General features: G+C 34.7%; 17 protein-coding genes, 1 pseudogene, 2 riboswitches and 1 other annotated feature (1 of these 21 running past the window's edge). Of the genes and pseudogenes, 15 read left to right on the plus strand and 3 right to left on the minus strand.

Going from position 1 to position 18,161, the window contains the following annotated elements; all coding sequences use genetic code 11:
- Window positions 1–184 precede the first annotated feature (184 nt).
- Window positions 185–1,498, minus strand: coding sequence for an anaerobic C4-dicarboxylate transporter family protein (locus ACFWDE_RS07210; RefSeq protein ID WP_377891115.1), 1,314 nt, complete (start codon window positions 1,496–1,498; stop codon window positions 185–187).
- A 282-nt stretch (window positions 1,499–1,780) separates the two neighbouring features.
- Window positions 1,781–1,865: riboswitch (cyclic di-GMP riboswitch) on the plus strand.
- 135 nt (window positions 1,866–2,000) lie between these two features.
- Here ACFWDE_RS07210 and ACFWDE_RS07215 point away from each other — a divergent pair.
- From ACFWDE_RS07215 to ACFWDE_RS07280, 14 genes and pseudogenes are all read left to right on the plus strand, one after another.
- Complete coding sequence (locus ACFWDE_RS07215; RefSeq protein WP_377891117.1) at window positions 2,001–3,743, plus strand: methyl-accepting chemotaxis protein; 1,743 nt, start codon at window positions 2,001–2,003, stop codon at window positions 3,741–3,743.
- A gap of 141 nt (window positions 3,744–3,884) precedes the next feature.
- Window positions 3,885–7,466 carry a non-ribosomal peptide synthetase family protein gene (locus tag ACFWDE_RS07220; protein ID WP_377891119.1) on the plus strand — a complete coding sequence of 1,194 codons (3,582 nt, stop codon included), beginning with the start codon at window positions 3,885–3,887 and terminating at the stop codon, window positions 7,464–7,466.
- A gap of 52 nt (window positions 7,467–7,518) precedes the next feature.
- A riboswitch (TPP riboswitch) is annotated at window positions 7,519–7,620 on the plus strand.
- A gap of 102 nt (window positions 7,621–7,722) precedes the next feature.
- Window positions 7,723–8,043, plus strand: coding sequence for an MTH1187 family thiamine-binding protein (locus ACFWDE_RS07225; protein WP_000082898.1), 321 nt, complete (start codon window positions 7,723–7,725; stop codon window positions 8,041–8,043).
- Window positions 8,015–8,788: an ABC transporter permease gene (locus ACFWDE_RS07230; protein ID WP_377891121.1), complete on the plus strand. Its 774-nt coding sequence runs from the start codon at window positions 8,015–8,017 to the stop codon at window positions 8,786–8,788. Before ACFWDE_RS07225 ends, ACFWDE_RS07230 begins: the two co-directional genes overlap by 29 nt.
- On the plus strand, window positions 8,785–9,783 hold the full coding sequence (locus tag ACFWDE_RS07235; RefSeq protein WP_377891123.1) for an ABC transporter substrate-binding protein: 999 nt from the start codon (window positions 8,785–8,787) through the stop codon (window positions 9,781–9,783). Before ACFWDE_RS07230 ends, ACFWDE_RS07235 begins: the two co-directional genes overlap by 4 nt.
- Window positions 9,780–10,529, plus strand: coding sequence for an ABC transporter ATP-binding protein (locus ACFWDE_RS07240; protein ID WP_377891125.1), 750 nt, complete (start codon window positions 9,780–9,782; stop codon window positions 10,527–10,529). Before ACFWDE_RS07235 ends, ACFWDE_RS07240 begins: the two co-directional genes overlap by 4 nt.
- A pseudogene (locus ACFWDE_RS07245) lies at window positions 10,526–10,708 on the plus strand (P-loop NTPase family protein); the annotation flags it as partial. The gene ACFWDE_RS07240 and the pseudogene ACFWDE_RS07245, both read left to right, overlap by 4 nt.
- 624 nt (window positions 10,709–11,332) lie before the next feature.
- Window positions 11,333–11,704: a DnaJ family domain-containing protein gene (locus ACFWDE_RS07250; protein ID WP_377891127.1), complete on the plus strand. Its 372-nt coding sequence runs from the start codon at window positions 11,333–11,335 to the stop codon at window positions 11,702–11,704.
- A 10-nt stretch (window positions 11,705–11,714) separates the two neighbouring features.
- On the plus strand, window positions 11,715–12,029 hold the full coding sequence (locus tag ACFWDE_RS07255; protein ID WP_002113668.1) for a thioredoxin family protein: 315 nt from the start codon (window positions 11,715–11,717) through the stop codon (window positions 12,027–12,029).
- 13 nt (window positions 12,030–12,042) lie between these two features.
- Window positions 12,043–12,291, plus strand: a complete 249-nt coding sequence (locus ACFWDE_RS07260; protein WP_377891130.1) for a hypothetical protein — start codon at window positions 12,043–12,045, stop codon at window positions 12,289–12,291.
- A 111-nt stretch (window positions 12,292–12,402) separates the two neighbouring features.
- Window positions 12,403–12,522 (plus strand): histidine kinase, encoded by a 120-nt coding sequence (locus ACFWDE_RS07265; RefSeq protein WP_377891132.1) that lies wholly within the window; start codon window positions 12,403–12,405, stop codon window positions 12,520–12,522.
- 107 nt (window positions 12,523–12,629) lie between these two features.
- Window positions 12,630–13,211, plus strand: coding sequence for a TetR/AcrR family transcriptional regulator (locus tag ACFWDE_RS07270; RefSeq protein ID WP_377891134.1), 582 nt, complete (start codon window positions 12,630–12,632; stop codon window positions 13,209–13,211).
- A gap of 67 nt (window positions 13,212–13,278) precedes the next feature.
- On the plus strand, window positions 13,279–14,526 hold the full coding sequence (locus ACFWDE_RS07275) for an MFS transporter (protein ID WP_377891137.1): 1,248 nt from the start codon (window positions 13,279–13,281) through the stop codon (window positions 14,524–14,526).
- A 56-nt stretch (window positions 14,527–14,582) separates the two neighbouring features.
- The gene (locus tag ACFWDE_RS07280) at window positions 14,583–14,834 is read left to right on the plus strand and encodes a helix-turn-helix transcriptional regulator (RefSeq protein WP_377891139.1); all 252 of its coding nucleotides are present in this window, start codon (window positions 14,583–14,585) and stop codon (window positions 14,832–14,834) included.
- A gap of 71 nt (window positions 14,835–14,905) precedes the next feature.
- Here the strand turns inward: ACFWDE_RS07280 and ACFWDE_RS07285 are convergent, their stop codons facing one another.
- The gene (locus tag ACFWDE_RS07285; protein ID WP_377891141.1) at window positions 14,906–16,189 is read right to left on the minus strand and encodes an MFS transporter; all 1,284 of its coding nucleotides are present in this window, start codon (window positions 16,187–16,189) and stop codon (window positions 14,906–14,908) included.
- Between the two features lie 108 nt (window positions 16,190–16,297).
- Window positions 16,298–17,611 (minus strand): alkaline phosphatase family protein, encoded by a 1,314-nt coding sequence (locus tag ACFWDE_RS07290; protein WP_377891144.1) that lies wholly within the window; start codon window positions 17,609–17,611, stop codon window positions 16,298–16,300.
- Between the two features lie 154 nt (window positions 17,612–17,765).
- Here ACFWDE_RS07290 and ACFWDE_RS07295 point away from each other — a divergent pair, with 154 nt between their 5' ends.
- The gene (locus tag ACFWDE_RS07295) at window positions 17,766–18,059 is read left to right on the plus strand and encodes a YesK-like family protein (protein WP_002151635.1); all 294 of its coding nucleotides are present in this window, start codon (window positions 17,766–17,768) and stop codon (window positions 18,057–18,059) included.
- A gap of 93 nt (window positions 18,060–18,152) precedes the next feature.
- Window positions 18,153–18,161 (plus strand) — a binding site (T-box leader) (it continues 197 nt past the right edge of the window).

Below are 18,161 nucleotides of genomic sequence, written 5' to 3' on the forward strand. Positions count from 1 at the left end.
AAAATGAGTTGTTTCGTTTATCCTGCTATTTGTGGGAGTCTTACGCCGGTAAAAGCCCGATTGGTGCGGGCTAATAATCAGTGGGGGATGAACAAAATCCCACTGATTAAAGTTTCACTTTATTTAAACAAACGTTTGATTAAAAAAGCACAAACCCTTTAGAATTGTAGGTTTGTGCTTTTATTTAAAACATAATTGAAATTAAGAGCATTCCAATTCCGATAGAAGTAAAGGTTGCAATTAGGCCAGGAATCATAAAGCTATGATTTAAAACATATTTACCAATTCCTGTTGTACCAGTGCGATCAAAATTAATTGCAGCAACGATTGTCCCGTAGTTTGGAATGAAGAAGTATCCATTTACTGCAGGGAACATTGCAATAAGTAATGCTGGCGGAATACCAAGTGATAGTCCAAGTGGTATTAAAGCACGAACTGTTGCTGCTTGGCTATACAGTAAAATAGATAGAATGAATAGTGCGATAGCAAATAGCCATGGTGCACTTGTCACTAAGTGTTGAATTGATCCTTGAATTATATTTAAGTTTCCGTTGAAGAAAGTATCTCCCATCCAAGCGATACCAAAAATAGCAACAACTGCTGTTGCGCCTGCTTTAAAGACGTTACCAGTTACAATGCTTTCCACATTTGGTTTACAGAAAATAATAATAAGAGCAGCAATGGTTAACATGACCATTTCAATTGTGTTTGGCATTGACAGACGAACTAATTTCCCATCAACCATCCATCCTGGACGAAGTGTTTCAAATGAACCGAGAAGTACAACAAGGAAAGTTGCGACTAGGAAAAGAATAACTGATAATTTCGCGCCTTTTGAACCTACAAATTCTTTTTTCTCTTCAAGTTTAGGAATCATTCCCTCTTTTAATCGCTTCAAGTATTCAGGGTCTTCATTTAATTCTTTTCCCATTTTACTAACAACGAATGCAGCTACCATACAAGCGATGAAAGTAGAAGGGATACTGACTTTTAAAATATCTAACAAGGTAATTTTATAGTCGGCTAACATTGCTAAAAGTGCAACTGTTGCAGCCGATATTGGACTAGCTGTAATTGCTTGCTGGGAAGCGATAACGGCAATTGACATTGGTCGTTCAGGTCTAATTCCTGATTCACGAGATACTTCGGCGATAACGGGAAGTACAGAATAAGCGACATGACCAGTTCCTGCGCATAGCGTGAATAAATAAGTAACAATAGGAGCAAAAAATGTAATGCGCTTTGGATTTTTTCGTAATGCTTTCTCAGCAAGGTGGACGAGATAATCCATTCCTCCAGCAGCTTGCAAAGCACCGGCAGCTGTAATTACTGCTAAAATCATAAGCATTACATCAATAGGAGGAGCTGTAGGTTGTAAGTGGAAGACGAAAACAAGTATTGCCATACCAACGCCACCCATTACTCCTAGACCAACTCCGCCTAGGCGTGCACCAATAAAAATGCAGAGTAGTAACGTAAGAAATTGTAGCCAAAACATGATAAACTACCTCCGAAATTCGTAAGTTAAGATATATTCGGATAGTTTAATTTAAATGGAAATTAAGTAAATATCCGGAATAATCCTTGTATTATATACATTTTTTATTATATAACACAAGAAATGTAACATTCATGTACTTTGTTAAATTATTTCGAAAAAATAACACGTTAAAACTTTATATTTACATCTATAAATAGATGGACATTTTAATTTTTATGTTGTAATATTTGATAGAGAATAATTTAATTCTCATAGAACTCCCATATCGTTCAACTCGTTCAGCGAGAAAGGCAAACTGATGGAAACATTAGGACGCAAAACTACAGGAGCTAAGGTCGAAAGGCTACGCTAGCCAGTTACCGGACGGATAGGGTTGGTCTTGACCAATGCTCTTTTCATTGGTCTTTTTTTATTCTCGAACATATTGAGAATCATTTTAAAACAAAATATTCATATATTTTGTTTTTTTATTTGTAATAATTAAGGAAGGTGGATATTAATGAAAAAGTATTGGCATAAGTTATCGTTTCTTCAAAAGAACGTCTTATTAACCGTATTAGTTATTTTGACGCTTGTTGGAAGTATGGGTGCGTTAAGTTTCAATATGTTTCAAAATAGTATGATGTCTTTATTTGAAAGACAGTCTATTGAAACAGGAGAAATAGTATTACATAACCTGGATGCAGAATTAGTTAAAGATATGGCGAAAGATCCTACAGCAGAAAGAGTGAAAAAAGAAAAATTAACAGAGCAATTAGATGAAGTGACAAAAGAGTTGAAAAGTGTTGGACAAACGTATGTTACAGGAGCAAAGCCAAATGAAAAACGAGAATTACAACTCGTTGGTTTGACTACAGAGCTAACCAATGCGGTACCTGTAAAGCCAGGAGACTATTATGAACAGCCAGCTCATTGGATGAAGGCGTACGACAAAGTGATAGATACGAAAAAGGCACAAATGACAGAAGTATATGAAGATGAATTAGGTTCATGGGTGACAATATTAGAACCAATTACAGATGGAGAAAAAAATATTGTTGCAATTGTTGCGGCTGACTTAGATGCTTCTATCGTTCCTAGTACGAAGAAGAAGTTTATGATACAAGGTTTACTCTTTATTATTATTTCATTAGCAATTGCAACTATTACTCAATTCTTTATCGTACGTAACTCGTTAGCTCCATTAAAAGATTTACGAGAGGGATTACGTAAAATTGGTGAAGGTGATCTAAGTATTAAATTAAAAGAAAGACCAGATGATATTGGAATTATTAATGTTTATTTCAATACCACGATCGAGAAGTTTAAAGGGATTATAGATAAAGTAAGGCAGACCGCTGAGCAAGTTTCTTCTTCTTCACAAGAATTGTCGGCAAGTACGGAGGAAAACAGCATGGCAGTTCAAGAGATTGCAAGTTCTATTGAAGGTTTAAGAGTAGGGGCACAGTCTCAAGGAAATTCAGTACAACAATGCCTAGGAATTGTGCATGGAATGGAAAATAGGGTAGAAGAGATAACTGGGGCAGCGAAACAAGTTGCAGTTGCCTCAGAAGGTATGGAGCAACATTCAATTGAAGGTAATGAAGTGATTGGACAAATTATTAATCAAATGAGTTTAATCCAAAATGCAGTAAAAGATTTATCTTCCATCATTTATTCGTTGGAAACAAGGTCAAAAGAAATTAGTGATATTGTAACTGTAATTACAGGTATTTCAAATCAAACAAACTTATTAGCTTTAAATGCTTCTATCGAAGCTTCACGTGCTGGAGCAGCTGGAAGAGGGTTTGCAGTTGTTGCTGATGAAGTACGCAAATTAGCAGAACAAACTGAAACGTCAGCGAAAGATATAGCGAAATTAATTAGTGAAACGCAAGCTGAAACAGAAGAGGCTGTAGTTTCAATGCAGAAAGGTTCAAAAGAAGTAGAATCTGGAATTACTCTTGTTCAAAGTAGTGGTGCGTTCTTCGAGAAAATTTCAAAGTCAGCACAGTCTGTTACAGATCAAGTTAGGGCTGTTTCTAGCAACTCAGGTGATATTTTACAAAATAGCCAGAATATCGTTCAAGTCGTAAATGAATTATCACATATTGCGAATACTTATGCGAATAGCAGTAGTAATGTTGAAGAAAGTATGAAGGAGCAAGAAATATCAGTACAAGATATTGCAGAATTGGCGACTTCTTTAAGTTGGCTTTCTCAGGAATTACAAGAGCTAATTGGTGAGTTTAAAAGCGAATAAGGAGAAAGTGAAATTCTAATCAGGGGTTGGTTTATCCAGCCCTCTGATTATGAATTGAACCAATCTGCCTGTAAATAGGGGATGAAAAAAGGTGTGGATTTTCACACCTTTATTATATTTAGGAAAGGAATTTACATAAATATGAAATTAGCGATTTCTTATAATGAGATGGTAAAAGAATTTTTAGGAAAAGTAGAAGGAAGTATTAAAATACCTAAAGATGCGCAGGAGATGGAGTTTAGAATAAAAGGAAAAACTATACCATCTCCAAAACTGACTCATATTGTAGATTTAATAGGAGCAACTGTAACGTGGTTATATCATATTTCTAAAGAAAAGCACATTATCGTGTTCTATCATACAAGAGGAAGTTTATTTCCTATTACTATTGAAGTTTCTAATTATCTCTCCTATGAAAGTTTGAATTTGCAGATTGTAGAGCAAGTGGAACAAATCCAAGGAATGAATGAGGAAGAAATAGGAGAGTTTCAAAAAAGTAATAATTCATCTGAAATTTCACCTATTATTATTGGTGAAACGTATTATGATTTACAAGACAAGAATACGTTACAATTTGTATTGAATAAAAATATGCAAAGTGTAGAAATGATATTTAATAGTGTTAATTGGAAAGAGACAACAATTATTCGTTATGCACAACAAATAAATGGTGTTTTAATTGATGCATTACAAAATACAAGTAAGTATATAAAGCATTTTAATATTATTACAGAGGCCGAGATGGCACTTTATAATCTAGTGAATGACACGACAGCAGTATACCCTGAGAAAAGTATTGTCGATATGTTCTACAAAACTGTTACTCAATTTCCGAATCGTACAGCTTTATCTTCAAAAGAGGGTACTTTAACATATGAGGAACTAAATAAAAAAAGTAATCAAATAGCCCATCTGTTAATTAAGAACGGTGTGCAGTTAGGCGACTATGTTGGAATATTTATGAAACGTAGCATAGACACAGTAGTAAGTATGGTGGCCATATTGAAAGCTGGTGCAGCGTATGTTCCAATTGATCCAGATTATCCAGAAGGTAGAATTCAGTACATTATTCAAGATAGCCAAGCGAAAGTTATTTTAATGAAAGAAACACCTATAACATGTGATGAGGTTCAAACTGTCTCAATTTATGATAGTGAAACTTGTGAGGCTACAGATGTAAAGTTGTCTATTCATTGTGATGATGTAGCATATATGATCTATACATCTGGTTCAACAGGAAATCCAAAGGGAACGATGTTAGCACATAGAGGTGTTATTAACCTGTACACTTGGATGCAAAGGCAATATGAATTGACAGAAGAAGATGTATTTGCACAATTTCCTTCCTTTAGCTTTGATGCTTCTGTATGGGAGTCATTCGCTTCTTTATTTTGCGGAGGAAACTTGTATGTATTATTAGAGGAGGAGCGATTGTCTGTAGAAGCATTTGCAACTGCAATCCATAAAGTAAAAGCGACTTCAATCTTGGCGTTGCCGACAATTTTTGTTCGACAAGTAGCAACTTATTTAGCAAAAGAAGATGTATATAAGCTAGCTTCCTTAAAAAGAATTGCTATTGGCGGTGAAATGTTGCCTGTAGAGGTTATTAAATTGTGGAGAGAAAGAATAGGTACAAATGTTGAAATTCATAATGTATACGGACCAACAGAGTGTACTGTAGTGACGACAACCTATCAAATACCTAGTCAGTTGAATGAGGATGATGCGAGTATCCCAATTGGTAAGCCATGTGCTAATTATCAAGTTATAATTTTGGATGAGAATATGAATCTTTGTCCAATTGGTGTACCTGGTGAATTGTATATAGATTCAGTAGGATTAGCAAAGGGGTATTTTAATAAGCCTGAAAAAACAGTTGAAGCTTTTATTCCAAACCCTTTTAATCCTATAGTCAATATATACAAAACAGGTGATATTGTTAAACTATTAGAAGATGGAAATATAGAGTTTTTACACCGGAAAGATGATCAAGTAAAGATCAGAGGACATCGTATTGAATTGGGAGAAATTCAAAGTAAAATTTCTCAAAATCATAATATAAAAGAAAATGCTGTTTTCGCTAAGAAGAGCAAGGAAGGTAGCCAATATTTAATCGCATTCTATACAACTTTGAATAAAAAGGAAATACCAGAATTAGTTTATCAGTTACAAGAGCAGTTACCGGATTATATGGTGCCATCTAAACTAATTTATATTAATAAATTACCACTTACACCAAATAAAAAGATTGATGTTAAAAAGTTAGCCCAATTAGAAGAAGAGTACGAGCCGGTCCGTCTACAAGAATATGTTGCGTCTTCTACTGAAGCGGAGAAACAGATAGCGAGCGCTTGGGCGGAGGTATTAGGGGTTTCAAAAATTGGAGTACATGATGATTTCTTTACGATTGGTGGACACTCATTGAAGGTATTGCGAGTCTTAACATTGTTAAAAGAAGATTTTTCACATTTAACAATTCAAGATTTCTTTAAAGAAAGAACGATATATGGATTAGCTAGAATTGAGAGGGAAGTAAAAATAGAGGTAGAAGAAGTATTCCGTGAATATAAAGTGATTCACGAGCCTGATACTATTACGTATTCAAATGCTTTGGAAGATACCCACATTTCAAATGTCTTTTTAACAGGAGCCACTGGTTATTTGGGATCGCACATATTATATGAATTACTGAGAGATACATCTGCTACTATTTATTGTTTAGTAAGACCGACAAAAGATGTGCAGCAAAGAATTATCGATACATTAGCAAGTTACTTTAGTGATATATGTGAAGAGTGGTTACAGCGTATACAGGCTGTTCCTGGTGATCTTGGAGAAAAGTATCTTGGGATGAGTGAAGAGGAGTTTATGTTAATTCGCTCTAAGATTGATACGGTAATTCATTGCGGTGCAGATGTAAGACATTTTGGAGATGTAAAACAATTTGAAAATGTGAATGTCCAAGGCACGAGCCGCATGCTAGCATTAGCTGAGAATGGTGCTACATTCCACTTTATTTCTACAATTGGTATTCCGATAGAATTAGCGGTAGAGCAATGGGGTACATATATGGAAACAGGTGATTTTAATTATAATGTAGAGTTAGAGAATGTGTATTCCGATAGTAAACTACAGGCGGAAAATCTTGTTCGTGAAGCTTTGAAGAACGGCATACAAGGGAACATTTATCGTGCAGGTAACCTAGCATGTCATTCAGAAACGGGTTCATTCCAACAAAACATTGAAGGAAATGCATTTTATCGTCTTATTAAAACGATGCTTCTAATTGGGAAGGCACCAAACGTGAAGTGGAAAGTTGATTTTACACCAATTGATTTTGCTAGTAAGTCAATTGTATCGTATTTACAAGATCCACAAATTGTAGGAGAGACGTTGCATATTTGTCATCCACATCAAGTTGAATTTGAACATTTTATACAACTAATTAAGGAATGTGGATACGACCTTGAAATGATCCCGCTCTCGCAATATGTAGATACAGGACTTGAATTAGCGAAGGGAAATGAAGTAATAGCAGAATTAATTGCTTCACAAGTTGCCGGAGATGGAGCAGAGCAATCTGAAATTGTAATGGGTACTCGCAGAACGAGTAAATGGATAAATGAGAAAGCACTGTCGGTACCAGCAATTGATAAGCAGTTTATTCAAAAGTTATTATCTCACGGTGAAAAAGTTGGTTATTTCCCAAAGGTGATTAAATAATACAATATGTTTTTATTTGTTCAATAAAATAAATCATGCTACAATGAAAACGAATTAAGAACCGGGGAGCCAATTGGCTGAGAGGATGTAAGTATACATCGACCCTCAACCTGATCTGGATAATGCCAGCGTAGGGAGTTACTTTAAAGTGATGTAGCATAAGTTATTATAGAATAACTTGTATACAAGGCTTTCCTACATGGTAGGAAAGCCTTTTCTTTTTTTGGAAACCATATTTTGTAAGGGGGATTTTATTATGTCACAACAAGTTACAATTTCATTTTCAGTAGTACCACAAGCGAAGAACAAAGATGTGTATTCCGTTGTTGATAAAGCAATTGAAGTTGTACAACAGTCGGGAGTTCGTTATGAAGTAGGGGCAATGGAAACAACGTTGGAAGGAGAATTAGATGTACTTCTTGACGTCATTAAACGCGCGCAACAAGCTTGCGTCGATGCTGGAGCAGAAGAAGTGATCACTTCTATTAAAATTCACTATCGTCCAAGTACGGGCGTAACGATTGACGAAAAAGTTTGGAAGTACCGTGATGAATATGCAAAACCAGAAGCGATCTAAAATAATCACAACAGTTTGGCTTATCCTTCTCATTGTTATATGGGAAGGATCTGTTTCATTATTTAAAATTGAGCCGTGGATTTTACCGAAGCCGTCTGCAATTGTGCAAGAGTTAATTGGAATGAAAGATTTACTATTACCGAATACAGTGCAAACGTTACAGGAAGTAATAATTGGGTTATTTTTTGCAATTTTACTTGGGACGAGTATTGCTATCATTATGGATGTCATCCCTTTATTTCGGATTTTAATGAATCCGTTGCTCGTTATTTCGCAAACAATTCCAATCGTTGTGCTCGCACCATTATTTATTATTTGGTTTGGGTACGGAATGTTGCCAAAAGTAATGGTCGTTATTCTTGTTTGTTTCTTCCCAATTGCGCTTAGCATTTTAGAAGGCTTCCAAACGGTAGATAAAAATATGCTGAAGTTGTTACAAACGATGAAGGCGACAAAGTGGCAAATTTATCAGAAAGTAAAATTTCCAGCGGTGCTCCCGTACTTTTTCTCAGGTTTAAAAATAGCTGTTACATATAGTGTGATGGGAGCGATTATTGGGGAATGGCTTGGAGCGAGTGAAGGATTAGGAGTTATGCTGACAAGAGCGACAAAATCCTTTTTAACAGCTCGTGTATTTGGTGTTGCAGCGATTATCGTCATGGTGACATTATTCCTGTACTTTATTGTTGAATTTATGGCAAGAATAACAGCACCATGGATATACAGAAAGGGCGGCAGAAAATGAAAAAAGGTTTGAAAATTATGTTAGCTGCATTATTAGCAGTTGGTGTTGCCGGATGTAATACGGCGAAGAAAGAAGAGAATACAAGCAAAGAAAAGAAAGTGAAAGTCGTTTTAGATTGGTTCCCGAATACAAACCATACTGGTTTATACGTAGCGAAGACGAAAGATTATTATAAAAAACAAGGATTAGATGTAGAAATTATTCAACCAGGTGATAATGTTACAGCGGAACAAATGATAGCTTCAGGAAAAGCTGATTTTGCAATAAGTGCACAAGAAAATGTAACGTTAGCTCGTGTTGAAGGTATTCCTGTTGTATCTGTAGGAGCGATTATCCAGCATAATACTTCAGCTTTTGCATCACTTAAAAAAGATAATATGATGTCACCAAAAGATTTTGAAGGTAAACGTTACGGCGGCTGGGGAGGACCAGCGGAAGAGGCGACGTTAAAGACAATTATGGATAAACATCAAGCTGATTTTAATAAAGTCGAAAAAATTATTCTTGGACAAACAGACTTCTTCAAATCAATTGGCCGCGATGCAGACTTTGAATGGATTTATTACGGATGGGATGGAATTGAAGCGAAGCGTCAAGGAAAAGAGTTAAATGCAATTATGGTGAAAGACTTAGATCCAGCGCTCGATTTCTATAGTCCTGTTATTATTACAAGTGAAAAACATACGAAGCAAGATAAAGATTTTGTGAAAAAGTTCATGACTGCAACGACAGAAGGTTATGATTTTGCAATTAAAGAACCGAAAGAAGCGGCGGATATTTTAATTAAAGCTGTTCCAGATGTGAATAAAGAATTAGTACAAGAAAGCCAAAAGTGGTTAAGTACAAAGTATCAAGATGATGCAAAAGCGTGGGGAGTACAGAAGGAAGAGATTTGGACAAATTACATGAATTTCTTATATGACAACAAAGTTATTAAAAAGAAAATTGATGTAAAAGATGCCTTTACAAATGAATTCCTTCCAAGTGAAAAATGAGTGGATTACAAATAAAAGATATTGTAAAAGCTTTCGATGGAAAGAATGTATTAGAAAATATTAGTGCTTCTATACAAGAGGGAGAGTTTGTCTCTTTTGTAGGTCCGAGTGGTTGTGGGAAAAGCACATTGTTAAATATGATTGCGAGTGTTGAAGAGCCAACGAATGGAGAAGTGTTTTATAACGAGGAGCATGTAAAAAAACAAGATGTTGTTAGTTATATGCCGCAACAAGATTTATTACTGCCGTGGCGATCGGCTTTACAAAATATTGTTCTTCCATTGGAAATCGAAGGAAAGCCTAAAAAACAAAGGCTGACAGAAGGAATGGAAGCATTAAAACAGTTTGAGCTAGATGAATATGCAGACCATTATCCAGAGGAGTTATCAGGTGGAATGCGTCAAAGAATTAGTTTCCTTCGCACATATTTATGTGAAAAGCCCATTATGCTGCTTGATGAGCCTTTTGGAAAACTAGATGCATTTACAAAAATGGAAGTACATAGTTGGCTCTTAAACTCTTGGCACCAAGAAAAGCAGACAATTGTTATGGTTACACATGACTTAGATGAAGCAATTTTGCTTTCTGATCGCGTATTTATTTTATCTCAAAGACCGGCATCAATTGTTGGAGAGGTACAAGTGAAATTACTTAGGCCGCGAACGATGGATATGTTAACATCGCTGGAGTTAAAGAAGGATAAGGAAGAAATTTTAAGAGTATTGGCTCCTTACATGAAAAAATAGAAAAAGCTGATGTTTTAATTTTAGATGAACCAACTAATCATTTGGATACAGAGACTAAGACGGCTTTACAGGAAGCGTTAAAACAATATAAAGGTACGGTTTTAATTGTTTCACATGAGCCATCTTTCTATGAAGCATGGATAACGAAAATATGGAATATAGAAGAATGGAACGTTTAACAATATGAATAAAGAAAAGGCATTAGCTTTTATGAGCTAATGCCTTTTCTTTGTGATTAACATGATTTTCAAGAACTCTTACGAGAGAATTGTATGAAAAAGCACTCTTATGGTGCGCTTATAAGCGTACCATAAGAGTGCTTTTTCTTTGGTTATATTTATAATAATACTAGATGCCTTTCCCTAATAGGCTACTATCTTTCTTTATATATATAGATAGTTTGAAATGGAATAAAAATGATTCCTATATGTAAAGGATAATGTGATTAGTATGGGAAGACAATAGAACTTAAAAGGAATTCATGTAAACTTCAGATGAACTTCACATAAACTTCATATTGTAAACCGAATATAATTATAATAGGTTATTATAATATCTATTTTCAATTTTTCGCAAAATTAGAAGTTTGGCGGGGGTTCTTGTGATTTCGTCATCGATTGTAATGGATTTACGAGAAGGGATATCACCGTTTTTTATACATTAGTAATTTCATAATGATTATTTGTGTTCGAGTATCGTTTAAATAAACTTGGGAAAATTGTATGAAGTCAATCTTGAATGACATAGCAGGATGATGAAATTTCATGTAAAATAATAGTAAAAATATGTAAAGGAGGGATAGTGTGGATGTGTTTTTGAACATTGCTGAGGAAAAAATTCGTCAAGCAATACGGGATGGTGATCTTGATAATATTCCGGGACAAGGAAAACCACTACAATTAGAAGATCTTTCAATGGTACCTCCAAAATTAAGAATGAGTTATAAAATCTTGAAAAATGCAGGGATGATTCCACCAGAAATGGAAATGCAAAAAGATATATTGAAAATAGAGGATTTAATCGCTTGTTGCTATGATGAGGAAGAGAGAAAGAAATTACAAGAAGAGTTAACGGTAAAAACGCTGCGATTTCAGCAGTTAATGGAAAAGAGAAAGGTTAAAGATAGTTCAGCATTTCATATGTATCAAGATAAAGTATTTCGTAAATTACGTTAAGAGGGATAAGATGAGTAAATTTGAAACGATAGAAGAATTAGCAACATATATTGAAGAACAACAATTAGTACTTTTGTTTATTAAAACGGAAAATTGTGGTGTTTGTGATGTCATGTTAAGAAAAGTAAACTACGTATTAGAGAATTATGATCACGTAGAGAAAGTAGAGATATTACTACAAGACATGCAAGAGATTGCAGGGCGGTATTCAGTACTTACAGGGCCGACAGTTTTATTATTTTATAATGGGAAAGAAATTCTTCGTGAATCGCGCTTTATTTCACTTGAAAATATTGAGAGAGTACTTCAGTTGTTAGAAAAATAAGGGAGGTTTTTATATGGGGTTTGTTATAGCGGCATTACTATTTTGTGTTTTAATTTGGATGATTGCAGCATCAGTTAGATCAAATAAACGAAGAGTAAATCTTACTAAAAAGAGTAATACACATAGTACGTCTAACAGCTCATCACCATCATTTTTCTTTGCTGGATCTGATAGTGATAGTTCACATGATGGTGGCTCGCATGATTGCGGAGGATCTTTTGGCGGAGATAGTGGAGGTAGCTGCGGTGGTGGCGGGGATTGATGAGAATACGCCTTATATGGGCGTATTTCTTTTTAAACAAACGTTTGATTAGTTGGCTTACATATACATAACACCAGTTAAACAAACGTTTGTTTAAATTTTATAAACGTAATGAGGGGAAGGGGATCGAAAGTAAAAAACAAAGGGAAAGTGGCATTATTCATATTAGTTGCTGGAGGTGTATTTCTTGTTAAAACCGGGATTGAATTTGGAGCAATACATTTCAGTTGAGTTTGGTTTGAAAATACATTTTCTTAAATAAGGGATATAGCCTCTTGCGATAGAGGTTTTTCATTTGTTATTATTAGACTGAACGGTCGGTTTAGTGAGGTGTGAATATGAGAAGAAGTGCAGAAGAGATAAAGAAAGAAATTGCATATAAAGCAGAAAGTCTGTTTTCACAAAAAGGTTATGCAGCTACATCTATGGAAGATATTTGTGAAGTTACAGGGCGAAGTAAAGGAAGTATTTATTATCACTTTAAAAGTAAAGAAGAATTATTTTTATTTGTAGTGAAACAGCATACGTATGATTGGCTTGAGAAATGGAATGAAAAAGAGAAGTTGTATGTTACTAATATTGAGAAATTATATGGTCTCGCAGAATATTATGTAGAGGACATACAGCAACCTATTTCTAGTGCAATAGAAGAATTTTCTATGAGCCAAGTTGTAAGTAAAGAGATTTTAGATGAAATGTTAGCTCTAACTAGAGAATCGTATATTATTTTTGAGAAATTAATTGAAACAGGCATAAAGTCTGGAGAGTTCCGTGAAGATAATACTCGCGATCTCATGTATATTGTGAATGGGCTATTATCAGGGCTTGGAGTACTTTACTATGAGTTAGATTACCAAGAGCTAAAACGAATTTATAAAAAGGCAATAGATGTATTGTTAAAAGGGATGGCAGCTGAATAATAAGTCAGCGGCTTTTCTTACAAAATAAATTAGACTGAACGGTCGGTTTATAAAAGGAGGAATGAGGATGAAGACTCTATTTAAAAACCGAGCATTTATGCTCGTTATGGCATCTGATATTTTACAACAATTTGCAATTTGGATCAGAAATATGGCTCTTTTGTATTTTATTATGGAGCGAACGAATAATGATCCGGTTTCAGTTTCTTTATTGTCGGTTATGGAATATGCACCAATTTTTATTTTTTCATTCATCGGTGGTGCATTAGCAGATCGCTGGAATCCGAAGAGAACGATGGTTGCTGGAGATGTATTAAGTGTACTATCTATTATAGGGATTTTCTTGTTGTTAAAGCTTGATTATTGGCAGGCTATATTTTTCGCAACACTCGTTTCCGCAATTGTAGGTCAGTTTTCTCAACCGTCATCTTCACGTATATTTAAGCGTTATGTAAAAGAAGAACAGGTAGCGGATGCTATTGCATTTAACCAAACGTTACAGTCGTTATTTATGATTTTCGGACCAGTTGTAGGGTCAATTGTGTATACACAACTTGGTTTATTTACGTCACTATATAGCTTGATCATTTTATTTTTGTTATCGGCTATTGTCCTTTCGTTTTTACCAAAATGGGTTGAACAAGAGCAAGCAGTGAGAGGGTCATTAAAAAATGATATAAAAGAAGGATGGAAATACGTTCTTCACACGCGAAATTTACGTATGATTACAATTACTTTTACTATTATTGGTTTAGCAGTCGGATTAACGAACCCATTAGAAGTATTCCTTGTAATCGAACGTTTAGGCATGGAAAAAGAAGCTGTTCAATATTTAGCAGCAGCGGATGGAATAGGTATGCTAATCGGTGGTATTGTTGCTGCAGTTTTCGCTTCAAAAGTAAATCCGAAAAAGATGTTTGTATTTGGTATGAGTATATTAGCAATCTCATTTTTAGTCGAAGGGTTGTCTACATCATTTTGGGTTACTAGTTTGATGCGATTTGGAACAGGTATTTGTTTAGCCTGTGTCAATATCGTTGTCGGTACGATTATGATTCAACTTGTACCAGAAAATATGATTGGAAGGGTAAATGGGACAATTTTACCACTGTTTATGGGTGCAATGCTAATTGGAACTTCACTAGCTGGGGGATTGAAGGAAATGACTTCACTAGTTATTGTATTTTGTATAGCGATGTCATTTGTTTTATTAGCGATTGTACCAGTTTTACGCATGAAGATAAGTGAAAATATTATAAATAAAGAAGAAGACGCAAATCAAAAGGAGTTAACCAATTCTTTAATTTCGAAATAAGTATCGTGAGGGAGCATGTTTGCTTCCTTTTTCTATGGAAATCTTTTGACAATGAAATGTACCAACTATATACTGATGTTGTAAAAATGATTTTACAGGTTAGGAGAAACGGTGTGAAAAATCAAATCTATGAATTACGCACTGAAAAGAATATTTCACAAGGTGCATTAGCTGATAAGTGTAACGTATCAAGACAGACGATAAATGCAATTGAGAATAATAAGTATGATCCAAGCTTAGCGCTAGCATTCCGGTTAGCAGAAGTATTAGGAACAACTGTCGATAAACTATTTTTGTACAGGCTGTAGAGTTTTTAATTGTACGACGTTATCGTTAAAAATAAAAAAGATCCTCTTCTCGTTTGAAGAGGATCTTTTTCTTATATTGTTTTAGTTTTCGGATTAGGTGGTGTAACGGACGTATCATTTTCAGGTACTCTAGTTAATAAGAATCCGCCGATAATAAATAGGACAATAATACTAAGGACACCAGCGTTCGTTTTTCCTGTTAATTGTGTTGTGACACCTACTAATACTGGACCCATAATTGCTGCGAATTTACCAAAGATATTATAAAACCCGAAGAATTCATTTGCAGATTCTTTCGGTACTAGTTTTGCGAAATAAGAACGGCTAAGTGCTTGAATCCCGCCCTGAGAAGTAGCAACCAGCATTGCTAAAATCCAGAAATCTAGTGTCGTTTTTAAGAAATAAGCATATGTGCAAATAATGATATAAATAATAATACCGACATATAGCATTTTTTTACCGGTAAATGTTTCCGATAGTTTTCCATATAATAAAGCGAATGGACAAGCGACAATTTGTGTTACAAATAAGATGACTAATAGATTAGTTGCACTAATGCCGAGATCTGTTCCGTAAGCAGTAGACATAGTGATAATTGTATCTACCCCGTCAATGTAGAAAAAGTAAGCTATTAGGAACATAAATACAGTTTTATATTCTTTAATATTTTTAAAAGTATTAGCAAGGCGCTTGAAGCTCATTGCAATTGGTCTTGGATGGCGTTCAATATAGTGTGTTTGCTCTACATTTTTTAGCATTGGAATTGTAAATAGTCCCCACCAAAGAGCTGTTATTGCGAAAGAAATTTGACTAGCAATGCCGACTGATAAGGGGATAGTTCCTTTTTGAGCAAGAATAATAAGAGCAATACAACCGATAAAAGGAATTGTGCTCCCAATATAACCTAATGCAAAGCCTCTTGTAGAAATTCGGTCCATTCTATCTTTAGATGTAACATCTATTAAAAATGCATCATAAAAAATATTTGCTCCAGCAAAGCCAACTAATGCGAGCATATAGCATCCTAGTAATAAGTACCACTGAGATGTTGGAACAACTGCTAGCATACTTGTAAATACGATACCAAGCCCAAAGAAGAATGTGAAAAATCGTTTTTTAAATCCTTTATAATCAGCAACTGTACCGAGAATAGGAGCGAGTATAGAAATTAAAAGTGTAGCGAACGAGTTTGCATATCCCCAATAGGCTGTTGAAGTTGCACCAGATAATCCAGCTTCTTTTGCAGCTGCTTTAAAGTAAATTGGAAATAATGCAGTTGTAATGACGAGCGAATATACCGAGTTTGCCCAATCATATAATATCCAGCTTTTTTCTTGTCTGGACATTTTTTTCATATAATGTTCCCCCTTAAATTTGTTCTACTATCAGTGTACAAAAATAAAAATTGTAAAAAGAGAAACAGTGATGATTTTTACATAACTTTTACATATATACACAGTTCTTTACAATTGAAGTAAATCCTCTACAATTGCTCCGTCTGTTTCACCTAAGTGCAAACCGAGTAACCTAGCAATAGTGGGACCTTCATCAATCAGTCTCATATACGGGATTGTAACGCCACTTTTTATGCCTTTCCCAGCAGCCATAAAAATTGTTTCATAGTTAGGTTTTGTTGGGGAATATCCGTGTGTTCCAAATGTATATTTCTTACTAGAAGTAACATCTTTTTTAGTAATTTCTTTTATGAAATCACCTGTATAATTTTCAATGAAGTAATAACCTTCCATGGCTTCTAGCATAAATAAGCAATTACCATCAGCACCACGTTCTTTTGCATCTTCATCGTGCAGAATAAATTCAATTCCATTTTGTTTATCTTGAAGAAGCCCTTCAAGAAGAAGTTGAATCTCTTTAATCGTTTCAGTATCATTTTTATCTCTTACATGTACGTAGGCAGATCCATCACAGCTTTGGCAATAAGCTTTCCAATCTAGTAACTTTCCACTTTTATTTACGGATATAAGTCCTTTTTGACGGAATAGGACATTTAATTGGATTGCTTTGTTTTCACTTAAAGCGCTATGGTCGCCAAGTGCAATAATTGTACTTTCTTCGTATATCCCGCTTTCTTTTAATGCGTGAATAATTTTTCCAAGGCGTTCGTCGTGTCTATGGATTGCAGCTACTGTTTCCTCGGACTCGAAGCCATGGTAATGTCTTTGAGTATCTAAATCAGTGAAATGTACAAATATAACATTAGGCTTTTTCGTCTGAATTGTATGTACGGCAGAAGCAAGGACGAAATCATCAAGCTCAGGCTGTGACAATCCATTTCGTATATGGCCGAAGCGACGATTTAAATCTAATTGATATAGCGGGCTACCGCTAAATAATGAAACTAAAATTTGATTTTGCCACGGTCTATTTGGAAAAATTTCTGGTAAATTGTAATCGATATTTGCTCTTCCAGTAACAGGCCATAGAAGGGCTGCTGTCGTTAAATTTGCTTTGCGTGCTTCATCATATAAAGTTGTTCCTTTAATGGACTTTCGATACCAATGCCAATCTGGTGACTCACGTCCTGGTTGAAGTAATGTATTGCTGACAACACCATGCTTATTAGGATAATTACCGGTTACGATTGTTGAGTGGCTTGGATATGTTACAGAAGGATAAATTGGCTCCACTTTTTTTGCAATCGCGCCCCTTTTTATTAAAGTTTTGAAATTAGGTAGTTTTTGTAATATAGGAAAATCTAAAGCTGATAAGCAGTCGAAAGATAAAATAATGACGTGATTTGTTAATGCTTTATCCATAAAATTTACCTCCTGATTATATAAAACCTATTCTTATATATTACTATTAATACCTGGTAATAAAAATGTATTTCTGAATAAAATTTTATTGTTTATTTTCAGAAAAATTAAACATATAATAAGTATAAGGGAATGAATGGAAGGAGGGAATACCATGGATTGGTTAGATGGATTTGGTATCTTTTACATCATTGGTGGGGTCACGATTCTCCTTGTATTTTTTATGTCATATTTACTAAAGAAACGTTTTCCAGACAAACAGTTTGATATTATATTTGCACTTAGTTTAGTACTTCTTTGTTTAGCTTTCTTTCCTGTAACAATGATCGCTATTGGTGGATGGGAAGGAATGGGATACGGATTTATTTGTTTCTTCGTTTTAATTGGTACACTAATTGGTATGGTTGCTCATCAACTTGTAAAAATAGTTCGGAAAAGTTATGTATAAAACAGTGATAATTGAAAATAATGTATAAAAATAAGAAAATTGGCTCTTGTTTTGAAATGAAATTTATATTATGATATTCAACAAATTTATTTTGTTATAACG

It is taken from the genome of Bacillus sp. NPDC060175 (assembly GCF_042728695.1).
Classification (GTDB): Bacteria; Bacillota; Bacilli; order Bacillales; family Bacillaceae_G; genus Bacillus_A.

Bases quoted from the DNA above. Each gene is read 5' to 3' on its own strand.
- ACFWDE_RS07210 (WP_377891115.1), bottom strand. From the start codon at position 1,498: ATGTTTTGGCTACAATTTCTTACGTTACTACTCTGCATTTTTATTGGT.
- ACFWDE_RS07215 (WP_377891117.1), top strand. From the start codon at position 2,001: ATGAAAAAGTATTGGCATAAGTTATCGTTTCTTCAAAAGAACGTCTTA.
- ACFWDE_RS07220 (WP_377891119.1), top strand. From the start codon at position 3,885: ATGAAATTAGCGATTTCTTATAATGAGATGGTAAAAGAATTTTTAGGA.
- ACFWDE_RS07225 (WP_000082898.1), top strand. From the start codon at position 7,723: ATGTCACAACAAGTTACAATTTCATTTTCAGTAGTACCACAAGCGAAG.
- ACFWDE_RS07230 (WP_377891121.1), top strand. From the start codon at position 8,015: ATGAATATGCAAAACCAGAAGCGATCTAAAATAATCACAACAGTTTGG.
- ACFWDE_RS07235 (WP_377891123.1), top strand. From the start codon at position 8,785: ATGAAAAAAGGTTTGAAAATTATGTTAGCTGCATTATTAGCAGTTGGT.
- ACFWDE_RS07240 (WP_377891125.1), top strand. From the start codon at position 9,780: ATGAGTGGATTACAAATAAAAGATATTGTAAAAGCTTTCGATGGAAAG.
- ACFWDE_RS07255 (WP_002113668.1), top strand. From the start codon at position 11,715: ATGAGTAAATTTGAAACGATAGAAGAATTAGCAACATATATTGAAGAA.
- ACFWDE_RS07260 (WP_377891130.1), top strand. From the start codon at position 12,043: ATGGGGTTTGTTATAGCGGCATTACTATTTTGTGTTTTAATTTGGATG.
- ACFWDE_RS07265 (WP_377891132.1), top strand. From the start codon at position 12,403: ATGAGGGGAAGGGGATCGAAAGTAAAAAACAAAGGGAAAGTGGCATTA.
- ACFWDE_RS07270 (WP_377891134.1), top strand. From the start codon at position 12,630: ATGAGAAGAAGTGCAGAAGAGATAAAGAAAGAAATTGCATATAAAGCA.
- ACFWDE_RS07275 (WP_377891137.1), top strand. From the start codon at position 13,279: ATGAAGACTCTATTTAAAAACCGAGCATTTATGCTCGTTATGGCATCT.
- ACFWDE_RS07280 (WP_377891139.1), top strand. From the start codon at position 14,583: ATGTACCAACTATATACTGATGTTGTAAAAATGATTTTACAGGTTAGG.
- ACFWDE_RS07285 (WP_377891141.1), bottom strand. From the start codon at position 16,189: ATGAAAAAAATGTCCAGACAAGAAAAAAGCTGGATATTATATGATTGG.
- ACFWDE_RS07290 (WP_377891144.1), bottom strand. From the start codon at position 17,611: ATGGATAAAGCATTAACAAATCACGTCATTATTTTATCTTTCGACTGC.
- ACFWDE_RS07295 (WP_002151635.1), top strand. From the start codon at position 17,766: ATGGATTGGTTAGATGGATTTGGTATCTTTTACATCATTGGTGGGGTC.